General features: G+C 63.2%; 22 protein-coding genes and 1 tRNA gene. 12 read left to right on the forward strand and 11 right to left on the reverse strand.

The annotated features are described in order from the left end of the window. Together AB7D48_RS16150 and AB7D48_RS16155 are read right to left on the reverse strand one after the other, a co-directional pair. On the reverse strand, positions 1-1,105 hold a 1,105-nt coding region (locus tag AB7D48_RS16150), incomplete at its 3' end, for a monovalent cation:proton antiporter-2 (CPA2) family protein (protein ID WP_427981287.1). Between the two features lie 108 nt (positions 1,106-1,213). After that, entirely contained in the window at positions 1,214-2,419 is a 1,206-nt protein-coding gene (locus AB7D48_RS16155; RefSeq protein WP_427981289.1) for an FAD-dependent monooxygenase, read from the reverse strand. Between the two features lie 312 nt (positions 2,420-2,731). On the opposite strand from AB7D48_RS16155, the gene AB7D48_RS16160 reads away from it, so the two are divergent. The 6 genes from AB7D48_RS16160 (at position 2,732) to AB7D48_RS16185 (ending at position 10,055) form a co-directional block, all read left to right on the forward strand. Beyond that, positions 2,732-4,051 (forward strand): ammonium transporter, encoded by a 1,320-nt coding sequence (locus AB7D48_RS16160; RefSeq protein ID WP_427981291.1) that lies wholly within the window; start codon positions 2,732-2,734, stop codon positions 4,049-4,051. A 139-nt stretch (positions 4,052-4,190) separates the two neighbouring features. Then, positions 4,191-4,613, forward strand: coding sequence for a group II truncated hemoglobin (locus tag AB7D48_RS16165; protein WP_427981293.1), 423 nt, complete (start codon positions 4,191-4,193; stop codon positions 4,611-4,613). 95 nt (positions 4,614-4,708) lie between these two features. Continuing rightward, positions 4,709-6,745, forward strand: coding sequence for a transketolase (gene tkt / locus AB7D48_RS16170; RefSeq protein WP_427981295.1), 2,037 nt, complete (start codon positions 4,709-4,711; stop codon positions 6,743-6,745). A 2-nt stretch (positions 6,746-6,747) separates the two neighbouring features. Next, positions 6,748-7,761: a type I glyceraldehyde-3-phosphate dehydrogenase gene (gene gap / locus AB7D48_RS16175; protein WP_427981297.1), complete on the forward strand. Its 1,014-nt coding sequence runs from the start codon at positions 6,748-6,750 to the stop codon at positions 7,759-7,761. Continuing rightward, the gene (locus AB7D48_RS16180; RefSeq protein ID WP_427981300.1) at positions 7,758-8,990 is read left to right on the forward strand and encodes a phosphoglycerate kinase; all 1,233 of its coding nucleotides are present in this window, start codon (positions 7,758-7,760) and stop codon (positions 8,988-8,990) included. Before gap ends, AB7D48_RS16180 begins: the two co-directional genes overlap by 4 nt. A gap of 165 nt (positions 8,991-9,155) precedes the next feature. Continuing rightward, complete coding sequence (locus AB7D48_RS16185; RefSeq protein ID WP_427981303.1) at positions 9,156-10,055, forward strand: DMT family transporter; 900 nt, start codon at positions 9,156-9,158, stop codon at positions 10,053-10,055. Between the two features lie 123 nt (positions 10,056-10,178). Here the strand turns inward: AB7D48_RS16185 and AB7D48_RS16190 are convergent, their stop codons facing one another. From AB7D48_RS16190 to AB7D48_RS16210, 5 genes are all read right to left on the reverse strand, one after another. Then, positions 10,179-10,349, reverse strand: a complete 171-nt coding sequence (locus AB7D48_RS16190; protein ID WP_427981305.1) for a DNA gyrase inhibitor YacG — start codon at positions 10,347-10,349, stop codon at positions 10,179-10,181. Then, on the reverse strand, positions 10,346-11,200 hold the full coding sequence (locus tag AB7D48_RS16195) for a ribonuclease E/G (protein ID WP_427981307.1): 855 nt from the start codon (positions 11,198-11,200) through the stop codon (positions 10,346-10,348). The genes AB7D48_RS16190 and AB7D48_RS16195 overlap by 4 nt, the downstream gene beginning before the upstream one ends. Next, a complete protein-coding gene (locus AB7D48_RS16200) occupies positions 11,197-11,715 on the reverse strand; it encodes a Maf family protein (protein WP_427981309.1) in 519 nt (172 codons plus the stop codon). Before AB7D48_RS16200 ends, AB7D48_RS16195 begins: the two co-directional genes overlap by 4 nt. A 26-nt stretch (positions 11,716-11,741) precedes the next feature. Next, complete coding sequence (infA, locus tag AB7D48_RS16205) at positions 11,742-11,960, reverse strand: translation initiation factor IF-1 (protein ID WP_008492208.1); 219 nt, start codon at positions 11,958-11,960, stop codon at positions 11,742-11,744. A gap of 166 nt (positions 11,961-12,126) precedes the next feature. Further along, positions 12,127-12,201 (reverse strand) — tRNA-Val (locus AB7D48_RS16210). 47 nt (positions 12,202-12,248) lie between these two features. Between AB7D48_RS16210 and AB7D48_RS16215 the strand changes: the two genes are divergently transcribed. After that, a complete protein-coding gene (locus tag AB7D48_RS16215) occupies positions 12,249-13,604 on the forward strand; it encodes a chloride channel protein (protein WP_427981312.1) in 1,356 nt (451 codons plus the stop codon). 159 nt (positions 13,605-13,763) lie between these two features. Here AB7D48_RS16215 and hisD read toward each other — a convergent pair whose 3' ends face one another. The 4 genes from hisD to AB7D48_RS16235 form a co-directional block, all read right to left on the reverse strand. After that, complete coding sequence (gene hisD, locus AB7D48_RS16220; RefSeq protein WP_427981315.1) at positions 13,764-15,053, reverse strand: histidinol dehydrogenase; 1,290 nt, start codon at positions 15,051-15,053, stop codon at positions 13,764-13,766. Continuing rightward, positions 15,050-15,697, reverse strand: a complete 648-nt coding sequence (gene hisG / locus AB7D48_RS16225; protein ID WP_427981317.1) for an ATP phosphoribosyltransferase — start codon at positions 15,695-15,697, stop codon at positions 15,050-15,052. Before hisG ends, hisD begins: the two co-directional genes overlap by 4 nt. A 43-nt stretch (positions 15,698-15,740) precedes the next feature. After that, on the reverse strand, positions 15,741-15,995 hold the full coding sequence (locus AB7D48_RS16230) for a DUF1150 family protein (protein ID WP_427981319.1): 255 nt from the start codon (positions 15,993-15,995) through the stop codon (positions 15,741-15,743). Between the two features lie 113 nt (positions 15,996-16,108). Then, positions 16,109-16,561, reverse strand: coding sequence for an Hsp20 family protein (locus AB7D48_RS16235; RefSeq protein WP_427981321.1), 453 nt, complete (start codon positions 16,559-16,561; stop codon positions 16,109-16,111). A gap of 136 nt (positions 16,562-16,697) precedes the next feature. Here AB7D48_RS16235 and def point away from each other — a divergent pair, with 136 nt between their 5' ends. Genes def through dnaE form a run of 5 tightly spaced genes read left to right on the forward strand, consistent with a single transcriptional unit; the run spans position 16,698 to position 23,357 of the window. After that, entirely contained in the window at positions 16,698-17,237 is a 540-nt protein-coding gene (gene def, locus AB7D48_RS16240; protein WP_427981323.1) for a peptide deformylase, read from the forward strand. Next, entirely contained in the window at positions 17,234-18,154 is a 921-nt protein-coding gene (fmt, locus tag AB7D48_RS16245) for a methionyl-tRNA formyltransferase (RefSeq protein ID WP_427981326.1), read from the forward strand. Before def ends, fmt begins: the two co-directional genes overlap by 4 nt. Further along, positions 18,151-18,912, forward strand: coding sequence for a tRNA pseudouridine(38-40) synthase TruA (gene truA / locus AB7D48_RS16250; protein ID WP_427981329.1), 762 nt, complete (start codon positions 18,151-18,153; stop codon positions 18,910-18,912). The genes fmt and truA overlap by 4 nt, the downstream gene beginning before the upstream one ends. Continuing rightward, complete coding sequence (locus AB7D48_RS16255; RefSeq protein WP_427981331.1) at positions 18,909-19,931, forward strand: acyltransferase family protein; 1,023 nt, start codon at positions 18,909-18,911, stop codon at positions 19,929-19,931. The genes truA and AB7D48_RS16255 overlap by 4 nt, the downstream gene beginning before the upstream one ends. A gap of 15 nt (positions 19,932-19,946) precedes the next feature. Further along, the gene (dnaE, locus tag AB7D48_RS16260; RefSeq protein ID WP_427981333.1) at positions 19,947-23,357 is read left to right on the forward strand and encodes a DNA polymerase III subunit alpha; all 3,411 of its coding nucleotides are present in this window, start codon (positions 19,947-19,949) and stop codon (positions 23,355-23,357) included. Positions 23,358-23,409: the final 52 nt, after the last annotated feature.

Here is a 23,409-nt window from a genome sequence, read left to right on the forward strand (position 1 = left end):
CGAAGAGCACCGGCGCCACCATCATCGAGAGGGCCACCACCAGGGTCGCCTCCGCGGCGAGGCTCTTGCTCAGCGTGCCCGCCGCCACCGCCGCGGCGAACAGGACAAAGCTGAACTCACTGACTTCCGACAGTACCGTGGCAAAACGCAGAGCCGCCCCGGTGAGGTGGCGGCGCACATGGCTGACCGCGAAGGCGATGCCGGTTTTCACCACCGTCAGGCCGATCACCAGAAACAATATCTCAAAGGGTTTATGCAGCAGCAGGCTAAGATCCGCCGACATCCCGACCGAGATGAAGAAAAACCCGAGCAGCAGCCCCTCGAACGGTTCGATGTCGGCCTGCAACTCGTGCCGATACTCCGAATCGGAGACCATGACGCCAGCCAGGAACGCCCCCAAGGAGGAGGAGAGCCCCGCCCAATGCGCCAATGCCGCCGTGCCCACCACCAGCAGCAGCGCCGTGGCGGTGAAGACCTCCGGCACTTTCGCCGACGCCACCATGCGGAACACATAGGGCACCAGCAGCGTGCCGCCCGCCAAAATGCCCGCCACCACGGCCGCCCCGCGCAGCACCGCCAGCCAGGAGAAATGTTCCGTGCCGCCGCCCGCCAGGATCGGCAGCAGAGCCAGTACCGGGATGGCCGCCATGTCCTGGAACAGCAGGACCGCGAAGGCATCGCGCCCCGGTATGGTGGGCAGCAGATTGCGTTCGGACAGCAGGGGCAGCACGATGGCCGTGGAGGAAAGTGCCAGCCCGATGCCCAGCACCATCGCGTCGCGCCCGGCCACGCCGCCCAACATCAGCAATCCCGCCAGCAGGAGCGATGTGGGCACCATCTGTGCCAGCCCCATGCCAAAGACCGCCTTGCGCAGTACCCAGAGACGATGCGGGCGCAATTCCAGTCCGATCAGGAACAGCAGCATGGTCACGCCAAGCTCCGCCACCTCGCTGATCTCGGTGACATTATTGACTAGGCCGAGAACCGAGGGGCCGATGATCACTCCCGCCGTGAGATATCCTAAAATGCTGCCCAGCCCCGCGTAGCGCGAGAGTGGCACGGCGAGGACAATGGCGGCGAGCAGGATCAGCAAGGTCAGGAACATGGTCAATCACTTACACGAAAAACCGCCTTTAGCGACGGTTTCCGCCGGATTGCCGGAAGTTAAATTCTCAAGACCGTCTGGGTCGGAGGTCTGGCGGGTATAGGGGGGTTACCGCCCCATTGCCGCCAGCATGAAACGCTGCTTGAGGCGCGGCATATGTTCCACCGCCGCCAGCCCTAAATCGCGCGCCAAGCGCACGGGTGGAAAATTGGTGGAAAAAAGCCTGTCCAGCGTATCCATGCCCATTAACATCGCCATGTTGACCGGGCGTTGGTGTGCTTGGTAGGCGCGCAATACCGCTTCCGCGCCAGGATCCGTCGCGCTGGCCGCCAGGTCCAACAGCGCCGCCGCGTCCCGCAGGCCGAGATTCAGCCCTTGTCCCGCGATGGGATGCACGCCATGCGCGGCATCGCCCGCGAGGGCGAGGCGTGTGTCGTAATAACGCGCCGCATACATGGCATAGAGCGGATACAGCCAGCGGCGTCCCGCCAGTTCCAGCCGTCCGAGCCGTTTGCCTAGCCGGGCCTGTACCTGCCGCAGCAGGGCGGTGTCGTCCATGCCGTAAAGCAGCTTGGCATTGGTGTCGCTCTCGGTGAACACGATGGCGGAAAGGTTGGGGTGCTCCGGTGTGCCGGTCATCGGCAGCACGGCGAAGGGGCCGCCCGGCAGGAAATGCTCCAGCGCCACGTTATGATGCGGCTCCTCATGGGCGATGGCGAAGATCACCGCTGTCTGCCGATAGGGCAGGCGGGTCACGCCGATGCCGGCCTGGTTGCGCAAGGGGGATTGGCGGCCTTCCGCCGCCACCACCAGCTTCACCTCGAAGCGTTCCTCCCCCACTTGCACGGTGGCGGTTTCCGCGTGGCGGCTGATCCGTGCTTCCGCGGGCGCGCGGACAATGACATCAGACTCCGCCAAAGCCTGATTCAGCGCCACGCGGATGGAACGTGCCTCGATAATCCAGCCGAACGGGTCGTCTCCCACGGCCTTATGGTCGAAATGTAATTTAAGTGGGGAGGGTGCCCGGCCGGGTTTGCCGTCCGTCACGTCGATGTCCAGGATCGGGCAAGGGGCGAAGGGCAGGCGCTCCCATAACCCCGCCTCTTGCAATAGAGGCTGGCACCCATGTGCGATGGCATAGGCCCGGCCATCGAAATCAGGATGCTCCATGGGCCTCAGATCGGCCTTGTCGACCAGAAGAACCTTGCGGCCCCGTGCCGCCAGGGCCAGGGCCAGGGTGCCGCCCACCGGGCCGGCGCCAACCACCGCGATCTCGCATGCTTGCGTCATGAGACCAGTTTGCCAGATTTTCATGCCGGCGAAAACAGGGGGCTCCTTGCGGGAAAGATGACCGGCTGTTCATCCGTTTCACCATGTGAAAAAAATGAACAAGTTTCTGCCTTTTAATTAGGCACAAGCTGTCGGCGTTTCTGCCTGTCCTGCTGGCATGTCGCGGTTAGGCCGCGAGAATGCCGGGACATGGGGGCGGTGGAACGGGTGGCGAGGCTGGCATGCTCCTTGCTCCGGTGTGCAATGCCTAAACGCACTGAGCTTGCATGATCACGCGCTGCCGGCCTGTTCGGGCTCCGGGCCTCACAAGGCAGCGCAATGAGGAACGAGGACTTGATGACGAAAAGATCTCTCTTGGGCGTGCCGGTGGGCCTTGGCCTGGCCGCGCTAGTCAGTGCGCCAGCCATGGCGCAATCGGCCACCCCGACTCTCAACTCGGGCGACACCGCCTGGATGCTGACCTCTTCCGCTATCGTGCTGATGATGACGGTGCCTGGCCTGGCACTGTATTATGCCGGTCTGCTGCGCCAGAAGAACATGCTGGCCATGCTGATGCAGTGCTTCTTCACCACGGCGCTCGTCACCGTCCTCTGGTGCGTCGTCGGCTATAGCCTCGCCTTCACCCAAGGCTCGGGGCCGCTGGCGCCGCTGTTTGGCGGTTTCTCCCGTGTGATGCTGGAAGGCACCGGCCTTAACGGGCTGTCCGGCAGCATTCCCGAAACGGTGTTTGCCTTCTTCCAGTGCACCTTCGCCATCATCACCCCGGCCTTGATCCTCGGTGGCCCGGCGGACCGTCTGAAGTTCTCCTCCTCCATGGTGTTCATCGGCGTTTGGCTGCTGCTGGTCTATTGCCCGATCGCGCACATGGTCTGGGGCCCAGGTGGGTTCCTCGGCAATCTCGGTGTGCTGGACTTCGCCGGCGGTACCGTGGTGCATATCGACAGCGCCGTGCCTGGCCTGATCGCGGCGATCATGGTTGGCAAGCGCACTGGCTATGGCCGCGACAACATGGCGCCCGCCAATATGGGCTATGCCATGATCGGCGCCTCCATGCTGTGGGTTGGCTGGTTCGGGTTCAATGCCGGCTCCGCCCTGACCGCTGGCGGTCAGGCCGGCATGGCCGCCATCAACACGCAGCTTGCCACCGCGGCCGCGGTTGTGTCCTGGGTCATCGTGGAATGGATGGTCAAGGGCAAGCCGAGCCTGCTAGGCGCTGTTTCCGGCGCGGTCGCGGGCCTCGTTGCCATCACCCCGGCTTGCGGCTTCGTGCCCGTGGGCGGCGCCCTGGTCATCGGCCTGGCCGCTGGTGTGGTCTGCTTCTGGGGCGTTACCGGCTTCAAGAACATGTTCGGCTATGACGACGCGCTGGATGTCTGGGGCGTGCATGGTCTCGGCGGCATCCTGGGCGCGCTGCTGACCGGTGTGTTCGCGGTTGCCGCCGTGGGTGGCCAGGGCCATTCCGGCCTGATCGATGGCAACCCCGGTCAGGTTCTCATCCAGGCCGAGGGCATTGTCGTCACCATCGTCTATGATGCCGTCGTGAGCTTCATCATCCTGAAGCTGATCGACATCACCATGGGGCTGCGCGTCACCAAGGAAGACGAAATCGAAGGTCTGGACATCACGCAGCATGGCGAGGCCGTGCAGCATAGCTGAACCGTCCTTCAATAAGGGATCGTTCTCCTTGAAGCCCTCCCGGCCTGCGCCGGGAGGGCTTTTTACGGGGCCCGCCATGATTTGGATCAATGGCCAAGTCTAGGGTTTCTGCTGTGTTTTCCTCCAGGAAGGGCATGGCATGAGCGCATCGGCGGAAATGACGGCGGATACGGAAACGTCTTATGACAAGCTGGGGGGCGAGGCGGGCGTTCGGGCCCTTGCCCGGCGGTTTTATGAAATCATGGATAGAGATCCCGCCTATAAGGCGCTGAGAGACCTGCACGCGTCAGAACTGGGCTCTGTGAGTGAGTCCTTCGCCGGTTTTCTGAGTGTCTGGCTCGGCGGGCCCAGGGACTGGCTGACGCAACGTGGCGGTTTCTGCCTGATGTCCCGTCATGCGGGCATGGGCATCACCCAGGAGACGGCGGAGCAATGGGTCAGTGCCATGCGCGAGGCCATGGATCAGACCGTCCCCGATCGGTTGCTCAAGGAAAAGATGGACGATGCCTTCACGCGCCTGGCCGAAGCAATGGCCTGGAGGGGGGCCGCCACGCCGCGTTGAAGCGCCGGTGAGCAGCCCTACCACCCGCTCTGTCGGGTTGATGCCGAGGACGTGTAGTATTATGCACACGCCAATTACCCAGGATTGGCGGAAACATGGCGAGTATCGCGGATCATTCAGGCAACGGAGCGGCGCTGGCGCGTCAGGCGGAACTGCTGGCGCGTGAGCCCAGCGAGGATCGGGCAATGGCCAATGCCATCCGGGCGCTGGCCATCGACGCGGTGGAGGCCGCCAAATCCGGCCACCCCGGCATGCCGATGGGCATGGCCGATGCCGCCACCACGCTCTATCGCAAATTTCTGAAATTCGACGCCGCCGCGCCGGATTGGTGGGACCGTGACCGTTTCGTGCTCTCCGCCGGGCATGGCTCCATGCTGCTCTATGCGCTGCTGCATCTCACCGGCCATGAGGGGATGGGGATCGAACAGATCAAGAGCTTCCGCCAGTTGCATTCCCGCGCCGCCGGGCATCCGGAATATGGTGAGCACCCGGCCATCGAGATGACAACCGGGCCGCTCGGTCAGGGCTTTGCCACCTCTGTCGGCATGGCGCTGGCGGAGCGCATGCTGGCCGCCAAATTCGGCAAATCCCTGGTGGATCATCGTACCTGGGTCATCGCGGGGGATGGTTGCTTGCAGGAAGGCGTCTCCCATGAAGCCGCCGCGCTCGCGGGGCATCTGAAGCTCAACAAGCTGACCGTGCTGTGGGACGATAATTCCATCTCCATCGATGGCGCCACGTCGGTTTCCACCTCCGAGGATACGCTGAAGCGTTTTGCCGCCTATGGCTGGAACACCCGGCGCATCGACGGGCATGATTTCGAGGAATTGGCGGCCGCCCTGACCTTCGCACAGAAATCCTCCAAGCCCACCATCATCGCCTGCAAGACCATCATCGGTTTCGGTGCCCCCACCAAGGCGGGAACGGCCGGGGTGCATGGGGCCGCGCTGGGCGGCGCCGAGGCGGAAGGAGCGAAGAAGGCGCTGGGTTGGAATCATCTGCCCTTCACGGTGCCCGATGAGATCTATGCGCCTTGGCGTGAAGCTGGCTCACGTGGGGCCGCCACCCGCCGCGCCTGGTTGAAGCGCCTGGCCAAGCACCCGATGCGGGCCGAGTTTGAGCGTGTGATGCAGGGCAAGCTGCCCGAGGGGTGGGTTGAGGCGATGAGCGCCTATAAGGCCGGCTTGGCCGAGGCCAAGCCCAAGCTCGCCACCCGTCAGGCCAGCCAGAAGGCGCTGGAGGCTCTGGTGCAGGCGGTGCCGGAACTGGTCGGCGGCTCGGCCGACCTCACCGGCTCCAATCTTACCCTCATCAAGGGCATGGGCGATGTCACGCCTGGCAATTATGCCGGCCGTTATATTTATTATGGCATTCGTGAGTTCGGCATGGCGGCGGCGATGAATGGCATTGCCTTGCATGGCGGGCTGATCCCTTATGGCGGCACTTTCTTCGTGTTCGCCGATTATATGCGCCCGGCCATCCGTCTGGCGGCATTGATGGGCACCCGTGCCATCCATGTGCTCACCCATGATTCCATAGGCTTGGGAGAGGATGGCCCAACCCATCAGCCCATCGAGCATCTGGCCAGTTTCCGCGCCATGCCCAACGTGCTGGTGCTGCGCCCGGCCGATGCGATCGAAACCGCCGAAGCCTGGGAAATCGCCATCAAGAACGCCAAGGGACCGAGTCTGCTTGTGCTCTCCCGCCAGGGTGTGCCCGCCCTGCGCGAGAGCGCCAATGGCAATAAGAGCGCCCGCGGCGCCTATGTGCTGGCCGAGGCTAATGGCCCCCGTGCGGCCACCATCATTGCCACCGGCACGGAAGTCTCCCTGGCCATGGCGGCCAGGAAGACGCTGGCGGCGCAGGGCATTGAGGTGGCGGTGGTTTCCGCGCCCTGCCTGGAGCTGTTTGCCCAGCAAAGTCCTGAATACCAGAAAGAGGTTCTGGGGACCGCCTCACGCATTGGCGTGGAGGCGGCGGGCGGTTTCGGCTGGGAACGCTGGCTGGGTCCTGACGGAATTTTCATCGGCATGAACGGGTTTGGCGCTAGCGCCCCCGCGGAAATCTTGTACGAGCATTTCGGCATTACGGAAGCGGCGATCGTGGCCGCGGTAAAGAAAGAAGGAAACTGAACGTGGCAGTTAAAATCGCTATTAACGGCTTTGGCCGTATCGGCCGTCTGGTGCTGCGCGCGCTCATCGAGAGTGGCCGCGTCGATGTCGAGCCGGTGCTGATCAACGATCTCGGCTCTGTCGAGGACAATGCCCATATGTTCCGTTATGATTCCGTGCATGGCCGTTTCCCTGGCACGGTCGAGGTGAAGGGCGACAGCTTGGTCATCACCCTTAACGGCCGCACCTATGGCCCCATCAAGGTCACCGCCGAGCGTGACCCCTCCAAGGTGCCCTTGCAGGGCGTGGATGTGGCGATGGAGTGCACCGGCCTGTTCACCAAGCGTGACGCCGCTGCCCAGCTGCTCGCTGCGGGCGCGCGCAAGGTGCTGGTTTCCGCCCCGGCCGACGGCGTGGATGCCACCATTGTGTTCGGCGTGAATCACAAGACCCTGACCACGGATCACCAGATCATCTCCAACGCCTCCTGCACCACCAACTGCCTGGCGCCGGTCGCCAAGGTCCTGCATGAGAGCTTCGGGATCGAGCGTGGCTACATGGTGACGATCCATTCTTATACGGGCGACCAGCGCACCGTGGACACGCTGCACAAGGACCTGCACCGCGCCCGCGCCGCCGCCGCGAACATCATTCCCACCTCCACGGGGGCCGCCAAGGCTGTTGGCCTCGTGCTGCCGGAGCTGAAGGGCAAGCTGGATGGCACCGCCATTCGTGTGCCGACCCCGAATGTCTCCCTCATTTCCCTGGATGTGGTGTTGAAGAAATCCGCCACCGCCGAGGAGATCAACGCCGCCATGAAGGCCGCCTCCGAAGGCGAATTGAAGGGGATCTTGGGCTACTCCACCGAGAAGCTGGTCAGCTCGGACTTCAATCATGTCCCGGCGTCCTCCACCTTCGACGCGCCGCAGACCAATGTCGTCGATGGCGGCTTGGCCCGTGTGCTGTCCTGGTACGACAATGAGTGGGGCTTCTCCAACCGCATGTCCGATACAGCAGCCTATTTCGGTGCGTTATGAGCCCGGCGCCGGAGTTCAACCTGGCGAGCCGGACACTTGACGACGTGGCCGTGGCGGGGAAGCGCGTGCTTCTCCGCGCGGATCTGAATGTTCCCGTGCGGGATGGGAAGGTCATGGATGCGACCCGTCTCGAACGCCTGCTGCCGACCATCCAGGAGCTCTCCGACAAGGGGGCCAGGGTGATCGTGCTGAGCCATTTCGACCGGCCGAAAGGCCAGGTTGTGCCGGGCATGTCGTTGAAGCCCATTGCCGAATCATTGGGCCGGATTCTCGGCAAGCCCGTCGGCTTCGCGGCGAATTGTATCGGCCCGGAAGCTGAAAACGCTGTCGCCGCCTTGAATGATGGCGATGTGCTGGTGCTGGAAAATACCCGTTTCCATGCGGGCGAAGAGAAGAACGATCCGGAATTTGCCGCGCAGCTCGCCAAGCTGGGCGATATTTTCGTCAACGACGCCTTCTCCACCGCGCACCGCGCCCATGCCTCCACCGAGGGGATTGCCCGGCATCTGCCGTCCTTCGCCGGGCGGTTGATGCAGGCGGAGCTACATGCCCTGGAAGCGGCGCTTGGCAATCCGCAACGCCCGGTGGCGGCGATTGTCGCGGGGTCCAAGGTCTCCACCAAGCTTGATCTTTTGAACAATCTGGTCACCAAGGTGGATATTCTGGTGATCGGTGGCGCGATGGCGAATACGTTCCTCGCGGCGCAGGGGCTTTCGGTTGGCAAATCCTTGCAGGAGCCCGGTTTGCAGGGCACCGCGCTGGAGATATTGAAAACCGCCGCCGCCAAGGGCTGCGAGATCTTGTTGCCCCAGGACGTGGTGGTGGCCGAGACGTTCTCGGCCAATGTGCCCACCAAGGTGGTGAATGTCGAGGACATTCCTGATGATGCCATGGCGCTGGATGTCGGTCCCGCCACGGTGGAGGCGTTCGTCAAGCGCCTGCCGGAGATCAAGACGATCATCTGGAACGGCCCGCTCGGCGCCTTTGAGACCAAGCCCTTCGATGCATCCACCAACACGCTGGCCAAGGCCATCGCCGAGGCGACGAAGGAAGGCAAGGTGATCTCGGTGGGCGGCGGCGGCGATACGGTCTCGGCCCTGAAGCTCGCCGGTGTGCATCACGACATGACCTACCTCTCTTCCGCCGGGGGCGCCTTTCTGGAATGGATGGAGGGTAAGGTGCTTCCCGGCGTGGAGGCGCTGAGCAAGGCTTTTTCGAATCTGGGCTAAAACCGGGATATTTCAGGGCATGCCGCCTTTCCTTTGGGAAGGCGGCATTTTTAATGCCCGCATTTGCGCATGTTTGCCCAGCTTCCGGTGTGGATGGACAGGCCCCAGTACCCCGCCTAGAGCCGGTCGGTCTTTGGTCAATCACCCTATTTTTTGGGCCCGCGCATGAGCCAGTCAGTCCTTTCCGGTCAATTCATGGCGCCCAGGGGGCAGGCGGTTCTGCTTGTGCTGGGGGCGGTGGTGCTATGGGGGTTCGCGCCCATCGGTAACCGCTATTTTGTTGGCGGCGGGTTATTGGCGATGCCGGGTGCGTCTTATATGGCGCTGCGCTACAGCATCGCCTCGCTGTGTTTTCTGCCGGGGCTGATCGGGGCCATGCAGAGCTGGTCCATGCGCGATTGGCTGCGGGGAGCGGTTTGCGGGCTGAGTGGCGTCGGCGCGTATAATCTACTGGCCGGAATTGCCGGGCGCACGGTCTCCGCAGGCATGACCGGGCTGCTCAACTCTTCGGAATCACTGATGATTCTGTTGCTGGCCTGTCTTGCCGCGCGCCGCGCGCCGCGTGGGCACACCCTTTTCGCGGCGTTTCTGGGGGCGGCCGGCATTGCATTGCTGGCGCTGTCGGCGGGCAAGGCGCAAGGCGATATACGCGGCATTGTTCTGCTGCTGCTGGGAGCGTTGGGGTGGGCGGTTTATTGTGTGGTGATCCCCCCCTTGATCGAGAAGCATGGCGCGCTGCAAAGCTCCGCGGTGACGATGTCCATCGGTACCGTGCCGCTGCTGATCGCCGGCGCGCCTGGCCTGGGCCCTATGATGACGGTGATGACCGGACGGGAATGGGAGATCCTGATCTTCCTGGCCATAGGCTCCTCCGTCGTCGCGTTGATCGCCTGGAATAAGGGCGTGGCGACATTGGGGGCACAGACAGCCGGGTGGTTCCTGTATCTGCTGCCGGTCTTCAGCGTCCTGGGGGGCGCGGCATTGCTGGGGGAGAGATTGACCCTGGCGGAGTTCGCGGGCGGGGCGATGATCCTGGGGTCGGTTTATCTCGCCCAACGTGGCTAGTGTTCCCGTTCTTGAAATGCCTGGATGAATTCCAGCTTCGGGAAGCTGAAGCCTTTTTTGTTCCAATCGGCTCACGAAGACAGCCCCGGACTTCAGGCGTTTAGCTTAACAATCGCGGTGGGGCTACTCCTTGTCGCCGCTCCAGCCTTCATCCTCGTCGCCGGTTTCGTCGGGGCGCGTGGGCAGCTTGTAGCTGTCGTTCAGCCAGCGGCCGAGATCGATCTCGGCGCAGCGTTTGGAGCAGAAAGGCTTGAATACCGGAGAGGAGGGTTTGTGACAGATCGGGCAGGTCATGGGTCCAGAATTTCGTGCAAGGGCGGGCGGATGCGCCGCCGGCTGATCTCGGCGAAACCGAGATGCGAGAGGCCGAGCAGCTTCGGGCCCAGAGGATCCCGCCGCAGAGCCATTTGCAAAGGAGGAAGCAGTTTTTGCCTTTGGGCGGCCTTCAGCCCGGCGAAATCGACGAGAATGCCGCCCGAAAGGTTGCGCAGCACGATCTGTCGGCAGATTTCCGGGAGGATGGCCTCGTTGAGCGCCAGCGGCGCCATGTGGCTGGCGGTGGCGGCGTCTACGTCCAAAAGCGTGGCGGCTGGGGCGGGGGTGATGTGCAGCCTGGCCCCTTGCGGCAGCCGGGCCACGGGCTCGGCCAGGGCGGCCACCTCATCCTCCAGCACCGGATCGAAGGCCCGCGCGTCATGGCGCATGCGACCCTCCAGGGCGGGGCGCAACTCGGCCATCAGCGCGTAATCATCCAGCACGACCTCCTCGGCGGGGTAGTGTGCCGCCAGCTCCAGCAGCGGGCCAGGACCGTTCGTGACGAGGCCAGGCGCTTCACCGGGTGGAGCATCGTCGCGTTTCAGGCGCGGCCCCTTGCCGCCTTGCGGGGCACGGGTGACGCGCACGCTCACATAATCGCCAACCGTAAGATTTTTGCCTCCGGCGCTGTCCGGCAGGAAGCCGGAATGCTCCGCTCCCAGTGCCACGAAACACCCCGCCAGGGCCTTTTCCACGGCATCCACCCGGCCAGTGTAGAGATCGCCCACGCCATCCGGCCGCTCGCGGTTCCAGAGATGGAACCTGGTGAGATTGTCGCCGCGCAGCATGGCGATGCGCACCAGCGCGCCATGTGCGGAGACGGCGATCAATGCCAGCCCAGCCCGCGCAGCAGCTTCGTGGTTTCGTGCAGGGGCAGGCCGACAACGCCGGAATAGGAGCCGGAGATGAAATCTATGAAGCAGGCCGCCAAACCTTGGATGGCGTACCCACCCGCCTTGCCGCGCCATTCATCGCTTTCGAGATAGGCACGGATCTGAGGCTCATCCAGCCGGGCGAAGCCCACGACCGATTCGCTTACCCGGCAAGAGACCCGGCCATCCGGAGCCGCCACGGCCACGGCGCTGTGCACTTTGTGGCGGCGCCCTGAGAGCAGGCGCAGATAATGCTCGGCCTCTTCGCGGGTTTCGGTTTTATGCAGCATGCGCCGCCCCGCGGCAACGACGGTATCCGCCGCGATCACGAAAGCGCCGGGTTCGGGAGCAAGCTTTGCCAACGCCATCCTGCGCGCGAATGCGCGAGGCGTTTCGCCGGGGGCGGGAGTCTCGTCGATCTCGGGGGCGGTGATTCTGGCGGGTTCGATGCCGATCTGCCGCAACAGCGCCAAGCGGCGCGGGCTGGCCGAGGCCAGGATTACTTGAAGCGGAATGTGATCCGGCCCTTGGTCAGGTCATAGGGGGTCATTTCCACATTCACACGGTCGCCGGCCAGAACACGGATGCGGTTCTTGCGCATTTTACCGCTGGTATGGGCCAGAATCTCGTGGTCGTTATCCAGCTTCACGCGGAACATGGCATTGGGCAGCAATTCGGTCACCATGCCGCTGAATTCGATCATATCTTCCTTAGACAAACACACCTCTGCCGAAAAAATTGGAAAACTGGCGCCCAAATGGGCCCGTAATGTTGCGCCGTCAAGGCTTGCAGGGGGTGTAAGCGGGGCAGGGCCTGCCCGCGTCGCGGGCGCCACCCCGGGAATGCAAGGCTAAGTCAATGAAAATGCGTGGGAAAATCGGATATGGTGGGCACAACAGGGATTGAACCTGTGACCCCCACCATGTCAAGGTGGTGCTCTACCGCTGAGCTATGTGCCCATATCCGTGCGGGGCTATTAGCTGTGTTGGGAACAGGAGGCAAGAGCTTGGAAAGCAAGCTGGGGGCACCAGTGCGGCGATTGCCGCAACTGGCTGGCCGGTTTTGGCGGCGCCGCGCCGCATTTTGGGGCGGTGCTTTATGTGTAGGCGCGGTGAGCGTGCTGTTCGCCCGCGCGTCGGATGGCGCGGAAACTCTGTTTTTTCACACCACATCCCGATTCTGGCTGTTGCCGTTGCTCATTACGCCGCTTGGATTCGTCTTTTGCGCCTGGGCCGCCGGAGTCGTGTTTCCCGGCTCGCAGGGCAGCGGCATTCCCCAGGCCATAGCGGCGCGGGAATTACCGCGCGGCATTGCCAGGCGGCGGCTGCTGTCGGTGCGTATGTGCTTCGCTAAAATCGGCCTGACGGTGGTGGGGCTGCTCTGCGGCGCTTCCGTGGGGCGCGAGGGGCCGACCGTGCAGGTGGGCGCGGCGATCATGCTGCAAGTGGCCAGGCTGCGCGGGTTGCAGAATGAGCGCGGGCTGATTCTGGCCGGCTCGGCGGCGGGTATCGCCGCCGCCTTCAACGCGCCCTTGGCTGGCGTGGTGTTCGCCATTGAGGAGATGAGCCGCAGCTTCGAGGTCAAGACCAATGGCCTCGTGCTGACGACGGTGATCGTCGGCGGTCTCGTCTCGCTGGGTTTGACGGGCAATTACACTTATTTCGGCACCAGTAACGCGTCTGTCGGTGGGGTCAGCGGTTGGCTGCTGACCGCTCTGTGCGGCACGGCGGGTGGCTTGCTGGGCGGGCTGTTCAGCCGGTTGATGCTGGATATAGGTCACTGGGCGAAAGGCTGGATCTCCGGCAACCCGAGGGTGAGGCGGCTGCTTTACCCGTTGATCTGTGGGGTGATCGTCGCGGTGATCGGTGTCGCCACTGGCGGGGATAGTTTTGGCACTGGCTATCAGACGGCGCGCGACGCGGTGGAGGGTGTCACGCCGCATTGGTATTTCTGGCCCGCGAAATTTGCCACCACACTGGTGACGGCGGTTTCCGGCATTCCGGGAGGCATCTTCGCGCCGTCGCTTTCGGTTGGCGCGGGGCTAGGCGCCTGGATCGCGGGGGAGGGGGGCACCGCCGCCAGCGTGGGCGCATTGCTCGGCATGGCGGGGTACTTCGCCGGCGTGGTGCAGGCGCCGATGACGGCCTTTGTCATCATCCTGGAAATGACCGGCAATACTGGCTCGGTCATTCCGGTGATGGTCGCCGCCATGCTGGGGTTGGGGGCCTCTCGTCTGGTCTGCCCACGTCCGCTTTATCATGAGCTGGCGCATGGCTTCATGCCTCCCGGCCATGCCACGCGCGCCCCCGCGCCCCCACCTGTCGCGGCGGGGGCCGGCGATCAAGCGGGGAACGACCATTGAGGGGCTGTTTTATAAGCACACCCCATCGAATATCTTGAAAAATCAAAATTCGCGGGGTTTGGGGCGCTTTGCATCAAGCGCCCCAAGATTCCCACCCCATGGTTTCGAGCGTCATTTCAGGGGGGAAGGCTTGGGTGACAACCAAAGCCCGGAGGAGCTTCAGTTTTTCGGCAGGCGCACCGCGATGGAGGCGGCATGCGCCGTCAACCCCTCCGCTTCCGCCAGCGCCACGGCGGCCGGGCCAAGTGTCGCCAAGGCTTGCGGCGGCACCGCCGCGAAGGTGGTGCGCTTCAGGAAATCATAGATGGACAGGCCGGAAGCGAAGCGCGCCGTGCCCGAGGTCGGCAGCACATGGTTCGGCCCGATAATGTAATCGCCCATCGCCTCGGGCGTGTTGCGGCCCAGAAACACGGCGCCAGCATGGCGCACTTTGGCAAAAATCGGTTCCGGATCCGCCAGCATCAGTTGCAGATGTTCCGGAGCAACGCGGTTGGCGATGTTCACGGCCTCGTCCCAGTTTCGCACCAGAATGATCGCGCCATGGCGCCGCCAGCTTGCCCCGGCGATCTCGCGGCGGGGCAGGGTTTCCAGCGCTTGTTCCACGGCCGTTTCCACCGCCGCCGACAAGCTGAGGCTGTCTGTCACCAGAATGGATTGCGCATCCTCATCGTGCTCGGCCTGGGCCAGAAGGTCCAGCGCCACCTGCATCGGATCGTTCGCTTCGTCGGCGAGGATCAGCACCTCCGAGGGACCGGCGATGGAATCGATGCCCACCTGTCCAAAGACTTGCCGTTTGGCTTCCGCCACATAGGCATTGCCTGGCCCCACGATCCGGTCCACCCGCGCGATGGTCTGGGTGCCATGGGCCAGGGCCGCCACGGCCTGCGCTCCACCGACTCGGTAAATTTCGGTGATGCCCGCGGCTTCGGCCGCCGCCAGCACATGCGGGTTGAGCACGCCGCCCGGGGCCGGCACGACCATGGCAATACGCTTGACCCCCGCCACCTTGGCTGGGATGGCGTTCATCAGCACCGAGGATGGATACGCCGCCTTGCCGCCAGGCACATACAGCCCCACGGCGTCCAACGCGCCCCAGCGTAGACCGCAGGTAATGCCTTCATCGTCGGTATAGGCGAAATCCCTTGGCATTTGGGCCTTGTGAAACGTCTCGATCCGCCGTGCCGCCTGGGCCAGCGCCTCGCGCAGCCTGTTGGGCGTTTGGGCCTTGGCGGTTTCCATCTCCTGGGCCGTCACGCGTAGTTCCGCCCCGGTCAGCGTCTGCCGGTCGAAGCGCGCCGTGTAATCGAGCAGCGCGGCATCGCCTTCGGCGCGCACCCGCCCGATAATCTCCCGGACCGTGCCGGAGAGTTCCGGCGCCACCAGCGCGCGCGCTAGAAGCGTGTTGAGGGCGGCCTCAAAATCCGGATGGTCGGTTGCCAGTTTTTTCATGACGCAAGCGCCTTCCTGAAAGCCTCGATCCAGGCGCCGATTTCGTCGGGCCTGGTTTTCAGTGCGACACGGTTCACGATCAGCCGTGACGAAACCTGTGCGATCATATCGGTTTCCACCAGCCCGTTCGCCTTCAGCGTGCTGCCGGTCTGCACCAGATCGACGATCAGCCGCGACAGCCCCAGGCCCGGAGCCAGTTCCATGGAGCCGGACAATTCCACGATTTCCGCCTGGATGCCCCGGCGCGCGAAATGCCGCTTGGCGGTGTTGGGGTATTTGCTGGCGACCCGGATGGCGGAAACGCGGGAGAGGTCTGTCTGCCCCGCATCGTCCTTGGGTTCAGCCACCGAGATGCGGCATTTGCCAATACCCAGATCCAGCGGCGCGTAGACTTCCGGATAGTCGAACTCCATCAGCACGTCGCCACCGCAAATGCCGATCTCCGCGGCGCCGAAAGCCACGAAGGTGGCTACATCGAAGGAGCGCACCCGGATGACATCCACCTGCGGATGGCTCGTGTGGAACCGCAATTTGCGGGAGGCTTCGTCGGTATATTCCGGCTCCGGCACCAGGCCGGCGCGGGCCAGCACGGGCCCGGCTTCCTTCAAGATGCGCCCCTTGGGCAATGCGAGGACGATGGACATGGCGCGCCATTACCACCCCCCCGGCGGTGAGGCTAGGCCAGGGTCAATGCACCCGGTTCGGCAGCATGTCGTTCTGCACGATGGCCGCGGCGGCGAGCTGCTCATTGGCGGCGATCGCCATTGGCGTGCCATCGGCGGCGTGGATGGCGAAGGCGGGGCCGTTCTCGGTCATCACCGGCTTCACGAAGGCGATTTCCTCCAGCCCCAGCAAGGCGAGCTGGGCGGGGGAAATATGGTGGATGTCCAGCACCGTGCCGGGGACAAAATTAGCCGTGCCGTCATGGTTTTTGATGTTCATCGTCTGTCCTTTCAGGCCCCTCTGGCGGAAAAGCTCCAGCCTGAAGTCCCTTTATGTCTGAATTGGGGACGACCCGCCGTCTTGGCCAGATCGTCCGTCCGTCGTGATGCGCCTCAGTCCCCGTCCACCATTCTGGCGGGGGCGGGCACCTTGGTCTGGCCGCGTGAAATGGGGATGGTTTTCACCACCGGTTGTGGCACGGGGCGGATGAGATCCACATGCAGCAGGCCATTATCCAGCCACGCGCCCTTCACCTCAATGCCCTCCGCGATCACGAAAGCCCGCTGGAACTGTCGCGCCGCGATGCCACGGTGCAGGAAAACCCGCCCCTGACCATCGTCAGTCTGGCGCCCCCTGATCACCAATTGGTTATCTTCCAGGGTGATCTGCAGGTCGTCCATCGTGAATCCCGCCACGGCGAGCGTGATACGCAGGGAAACCGGGCTGAGTTGCTCGATATTATAGGGCGGGTAGCCATCGGATGAGTTTTTCGCGGCGCGCTCGATCATTTGCTCCAAATGGTCGAAGCCGAGAAAAAGCGGTGAAGTAAAAACGCGTGTCGTCATGATCCTTGCTCCCCCAAATGAGCGAAGCGGTTATGGACCCCCTAGAGAGGCATCCGGGTCTATATGTTGGCATGGTTTTACAGCGATGCAAGGGGGGCGCGTTGCAGGGGCGGGCGCGGCGGATTACATGCTTGGCATGTCTGAAATACAAATCGGCGCTCCGCTCCTGCCCATTTTGATCTATCCCGAACCCGTGCTGCGCAAGCTGGCCCGGCCGGTGACATCCGCCGATACGGAAGAGGTGCGCCGTCTCGTCCCTTCCATGTTTGCCACCATGTACAAGGCGCCAGGGATCGGCCTGGCCGCCAATCAGATCGGCAGCTTGTTGCGCGTGATCGTGGTGGATGTGGCCCCCAAGGAGGAACCCGCGCCGATCGCGTTGATCAATCCGGAGATTGTCGCCAAATCCGAGGACATGGCAACCCAGGAGGAAGGCTGCCTGTCCATTCCGGACCAATATGCCGAGGTCACCCGTCCGGCCTGGGTGAAGGTGCGTTACCAGGACCCGCAGGGCGCGAAACAGGAGATTGAGGCGCAAGGGTTGCTCTCGGCCTGTTTGCAGCATGAGATCGATCATCTGAATGGTGTGCTGTTCGTGGATTATCTCTCGGCGCTGAAGCGCAACATGCTGTTGCGTAAGCTCGCCAAGGCCCAAAAAGAGCTGAAAAGCCGGTGACGGCCGCGCCTCTCAAGATCGCCTTCATGGGCTCGCCCGGTTTTGCCGTGCCGGCGTTGAAGGCGCTGGTGGCGGCCGGGCATGAGGTGAGGGCGGTTTATGCCCAACCCCCTAAGCCCGCCGGGCGCGGCCAGAAGGAGCAGCCATGCCCCGTGCATGCCGCCGCGCTGGAGCTTGGCCTGAACGTGCGTACGCCAGGCAGGCTTCGTAAAAACCAGGAGGAGCTGGATTATTTCCGCGCCCTGTCCCTGGATGCCGCCGTGGTGGCCGCTTACGGGCTGATTTTGCCGCGGGATTTTCTGGATGCGCCGGCACGCGGCTGCCTGAACATCCACGGTTCGCTGCTTCCGCGCTGGCGCGGCGCGGCGCCCATCCAGGCCGCCATCGAAGCCGGTGATGTCGAAACCGGTATCACCATCATGCAGATGGAGGCGGGGCTGGATACCGGCCCGATGCTGCGCCGGGAGGCCACCCCCATCGGCCAGGAGGACACGTCCGCCGATCTGCACGACCGTTTGGCGGAGATCGGCGCCAGTCTCATCGTGCGGGAACTGGGCGAGCCCAGCACGCCTGTCGCGCAGAACGAGGCCCTGGCAACTTATGCGCCTAAACTCTCCCGCGAGGATGCGAGGCTGGATTTCCGCCTGCCCGCCATGGTGCTGGAGAGGCGCATCCGCGCTTTTTATCCCTGGCCCGGCGCGTTGGGGTTGCTGGGGGAGATGGTGGTGAAGATCCTCGCCGCCGAGGTGGTGCCTGGAGAGGGGATTCCTGGCACATTGCTGCCTGGTGGCTTCATTATCGCCTGCGGCGAGGGCGCGTTGCGCGTCACGCGCCTGCAGCGCGCCGGCAAGGCCGCGATGTGTGCCGAGGATTTCCTGCGTGGTTGCAAGCTGCCCGAAGGGGCGCGGTTCTATTGACCCTTTGGGCGCTGGAGATCGAATATGACGGCACGCCCTTCATGGGCTGGCAACGCCAGAAGCATGGTCTCGCCGTCCAGCAGGTGATTGAGGAGGCCGCCTCGCGCCTGCGTGGCGGTGCTGGGATCACCGAGGCGGTTTCCGCCGGGCGTACCGATGCCGGGGTGCATGCGCTTGCCATGGTCGTGCAGATCGAGTTGCCGGACTTCACGCCCTATCGCATCCGCGAGGCAATGAATTTCCACCTCCGGCCTCATCCCATCGCCGTGCTGCGCTGCTGCGTGGCCCCCGAGGGTTGGAATGCCCGTTTTTCCGCCCAGGCGCGCCGTTACCGCTATATTATTCTCAACCGCCCCCAGCCGCCGACGCTGGCGGTAAACCGCGTCTGGCACGTGAAAGCCAGGCTGAATGAGCAAGCCATGCACCGCGCCGCGCAAGCCTTGCTCGGGCACCATGATTTTTCATCCTTTCGCGCCTCAGCCTGCCAGGCCAAGACCCCCATGCGGACATTGGATCTATTGGAAGTGCGCCGCGAGGGCGAACGGGTGGTTCTCGAAACCAAGGCGCGGAGCTTTCTGCATCACCAGGTCCGCAACATGGCGGGGTCGTTGAAAATGGTCGGCGAAGGTCATTGGCCGGAACGGAAAATCGCTGAAATTCTTGCCGCCAGGTCCCGCCCCGCCGCCGGCCAGACCGCCCCCGCCGGTGGGCTGTATTTCATGGGCGTGGATTATGACCCGCCCTTGCCGCTTGCATGAGCGCGCATCGTTACACCGTGCTGGACGGCATGCGCGGTATTGCCGCTTTCGCCGTGTTCGACCGTCACCTGGGCGGTGGTTTCGGGTTGAGCCATCACATGCAGCACGGCTATCTGGCCGTGGATTTCTTTTTCGCGCTCAGCGGATTTGTTCTGGCCGAGGCTTATGACGAGCGCCTCGCCAAGGGCATGGGATTCGGAGCGTTTTTTCACCGCCGTTGCGTTCGCTTATATCCGATGGTGTTGGCTGGCGCGGTTTTAGGTCTGTTGAGCTTTAATCCAGGCTGGTCCGGCGGTCGGTTTGAATTATTCATGCTCGACTTCGCCAGCGCCTCGCTATTGCCGCTTGGTCTGTTGTTCGGCCAGACGACCTTTCCCACCAACATTCCCGTTTGGTCGTTGTTTTTCGAGTTGTTCGCCAATGTGGTGTTTTTCGGTCTCATCCGCGTCAGAACCCTGGATGCACCCAAAACGGTCATGTTGCTTTTGGCCGCGGCGGCCATCTTGGGAGCGGTGGCGCATCTCGCGGGGCAGATAGGCGCGGTTGGCGTCAATAGCGTGCCCTCCTTTCTCGCGGGATTTGTCCGGGTGACATTGTCTTTTGGCGCCGGCGTGGCCATCAGCCGGTTTCGTTGCCATGTTTGTTGTCCCGTCTGGCCCGGCTGGCTGGTTGTTCTGGCGCTGGCTGTCCTGCTCGCCGTGCCCGATTGCGGCTGGTGGTATGACATGTTCTGTGTCGCTTGTGGATTTCCCCTTTTGTTGTGCCTGGGGGCGAGGGCGGTTTCACCCATGCCAACGAACCGGGTCTGGCTATGGGCGGGGCGTGTTTCCTATCCGCTCTATGTCATACAGGAACCGCTCTTGCGGGCGGTATTCCGGCTGATAGGTCCTGGAACGGGACCGGCATTGCTGGCGGCGGGGTTGACCTTCATGGCCGCATTTTTGCTTTTGCGTTTTTACGATGAGCCCTTGCGAGCTTGGCTTGCCCCCGCGCGGGCTTTGTCCGAACCTGCCCTCTGAGATCAGGAGTCCCGCATGTCCCACGCTGATTTCGTGCATTTACGCGTCCATTCCGCTTACTCTCTTTCGGAAGGCGCGATCAAGGCCGACAAGCTGGCTGCCCTGGCCGCGGCGGAAAACATGCCCGCCGTGGCCATGACCGACAGCTCCAATATGTTCGGCACGCTGGAGTTCACCCAGTATTGCACAAAATCCGGCGTGCAGCCCATCATTGGCTGCCAGCTTGGCTTGGCGCGCCCGGGCCTCAATCTGCCACCCGACAATATCGTGGTGCTGGCGCAGAACGAGGAAGGATACGCCAATCTCACCCGTCTGACCTCATTGTCCTTTCTTTCGGGCGACGCGGTGAAACCGCAGATCACGCGCGCGCAATTGGCGGAACATGCATCTGGCTTGTTTCTGCTGACCGGCGGTGCGCAAGGCCCCATCGGGCGGTTGCTGGCGGAAGGCCAGATGGACGAGGCGCGCTCATACCTCGCCGCCCTGAAGGAGGCATTCGCCGAGCGTCTCGCCATTGAGATTCAGCGCCATGGCGAGGCGGTGGAGATCGCCACCGAGCCCGGCTTTTTGCAACTGGCGGAAGCATTCGACCTTCCCCTCGTCGCCACCAATGAATGTTTCTTTGCCAAGCGTGAGATGTACGAAGCGCATGACGCGTTGCTCTGCATCGCCGAGGGGCGCGTGCTGGCGGAAAAAGACCGTCGGCATGTGACGCCCGAGCATTGGTTCAAACCCGCCGCGATGATGCGCGCGTTGTTCGCCGATTTGCCGGATGCGTGCGACAATACCATTGCCATCGCGCAAGGCTGCACGGTGATGACCGGCACGCGCAAGCCGCTTTTGCCGCGCTGCCCAAAGGTACGCGAAGGTGCCACGGAAGAAGAGACCTTGCGCGCCATGGCGGAAGAAGGGTTGCGCGCGCGGCTGGCCTTCGAAGGGGTCGAGGGCGATGCGCAGCAGGAATATTGGGAGCGCCTGGAGTTTGAGCTTGGCATCATCGTGCAGATGGGGTTTCCCGGCTACTTCCTTATCGTGGCGGATTTTATCCAGTGGGCGAAGGACCACCATATTCCGGTCGGTCCGGGCCGTGGCTCGGGGGCTGGCTCGCTGGTCGCATGGAGTTTGCGCATCACGGATCTCAACCCGCTCCGTTATGCCTTGCTGTTCGAGCGCTTCCTGAATCCCGAACGTGTCTCCATGCCGGATTTCGACATCGATTTCTGCCAGGAGCGGCGCGACGAGGTCATCAGCTATGTCCTGCATGAATATGGCGCGGACCGCGTGGCGCAGATCATCACCTTCGGTAAGTTGCAGGCCCGCGCGGCGGTGCGCGATGTGGGCCGTGTGCTGGGTCTGCCTTACGGGCAGGTCAACAAGGTCGCCGAGCTGATCCCGAATAATCCCGCCAAGCCCGTGAGCCTAAAAGACGCCATAGAAGGTGAGCCCAAGCTTCAGGACATGCGGGATTCCGATGAAGCCCTGGCCCGCCTGCTGGAAATCGCCCAGCAGATCGAGGGGCTCTACCGCCATGCCTCCACCCATGCGGCGGGCGTGGTGATCGGCGATCGTGAGCTGGTCAAGCTTGTCCCGCTTTATAAAGACCCGCGCTCCGAACTTCTGGTGACGCAATATTCGATGAAATATGTCGAGCAGGTGGGGCTGGTGAAGTTCGATTTTCTCGGCCTCACAACGCTCACCATCATCGATCGTGCCTTGAAGTTCCTCCGCCAGCAGGGGGTGGAGCTTGATATTTCCAAAATCCCGCTGGATGACAAGAAAACCTACGACATGATCGGCCGCGCGGATACGGCCGGGGTGTTCACGTTCGAAACCGCCGCCTTTCGTGGCGCGTTAGCACAGATGCGCCCGGACAGGTTTGAGGACCTCGTCGCCATCCAGGCGCTCAACCGTCCGGGGCCGATGGCCAATATTCCCGATTATTGCGACCGCAAACGCGGTGCTCCGTGGGAGGCGCCGGACCCGGCCATTCATCACATTCTCGAGGAAACCAACGGCATCATCGTTTATCAGGAACAGGTGATGCAGATTGCCCAGGTGATGGCGGGTTATACGCTGGCGGGTGCCGACCTGCTGCGCCGCGCCATGGGCAAGAAGATCCGCGCGGAGATGGACAAGCAGCGCGAAATCTTTCTGGAAGGCGCAACGAAAAAAGGCTTCACCGCCGAGCGCGCCAATGAGATTTTCGACCTGATGGCGAAGTTCGCCGATTATGGTTTCAATAAATCTCATGCCGCGGCTTATGCGCTGGTTTCCTATCAAACCGCTTATTTGCGCGCCAATCACCCGGTGGCCTTCATTGCCGCCTGCATGTCGCTCTCCATAGCGAATACCGAGAAGGTTGCCCTGCTGCGCGCCGATGCGATGCGCAACGGCATCAAGGTGCTGCCTCCCGATGTGAACAAATCCGGTCCGGATTTCGAGGTGGAATTGCAGGATGATGGGCGCTATGCCATCCGTTTCGCGCTGGGGGGCGTCAAGCGCATCGGCATGGGCGCGATGCATGAACTGGTCAAGGCCCGCGGCGGCAAGCCCTTTCGCAATATCGATGATTTCGCCGCGCGCATCGACCCGCGAACCCTTACCCGCGCGCAGATCGAAATCCTCGCCAAGGCTGGAGCGTTCGAATGTCTGGACACCAACCGCGCGCGTGTCTTCAACGCGGCGGAGACCATTATGCGTACCGCGCAGGCTGGGCAGGCGGAGCGTGAGAGCGGACAGATCGGTCTGTTCGGCGGTGGCGAGCCGGAGAAAATCCGTCTGCCGCAGGGGCCGGACTGGCCGGAGACGGAGCGTCTGGCTTTCGAGGCCGAGGCCATCGGCTTCCATATTTCGGCCCATCCGCTGGATATGTATGCGCAGGCATTGAAGCGGCTGGAGGTGGTGCCCTCCGGCGCCATTCAGCGCCGGGCGGAGGCGGGTGCCACGCGGGTAAAGCTGGCTGGCACGGTGGGGGCCAAGAAAGAGCGCATCACCCGCACGGGCAGCCGCATGATGTGGCTGACCTTGTCGGATATGCAAGGCAGCTTCGAGGTCACGCTCTTTTCCGAGGTGCTGGGCCGCTCGCGCGAATTATTGCAGGAAGGGGCGGCGCTGCTCGTTACCGCCGATGCGAAGATGGACGGTGAATCCCTCCGCCTCACGGCATCCGATATTATTTTGCTGGACGATGCGGCGCGCGATGCCGGGGCGGGGCTGAAAATCTGGCTGGACCGGGCCGAAGCCGTGCCCTCCTTGAAGGCCCTGTTCGAGCGGGAGGGGAGAGGCAAGGGGCGTATCACGCTTTGCCCCAAGACAGGTGCGGCGCAGCGTTTGGAACTGCGCCTGCCCGGCGGTTTCAATGTTTCGCCGCGTCTGGCCCAGGCTGTTAAGATTGTTCCGGGGGTGGAGCTGGTCGAGGATGCTTGAGACGGGTTTTCGTCCGCATCCCTTTTTATCCTCGTGCCGGGATGAGGGGTGA

Source organism: Acidocella sp. (assembly GCF_050253495.1).
In the GTDB taxonomy this organism is placed as follows: Bacteria; Pseudomonadota; Alphaproteobacteria; order Acetobacterales; family Acetobacteraceae; genus Acidocella.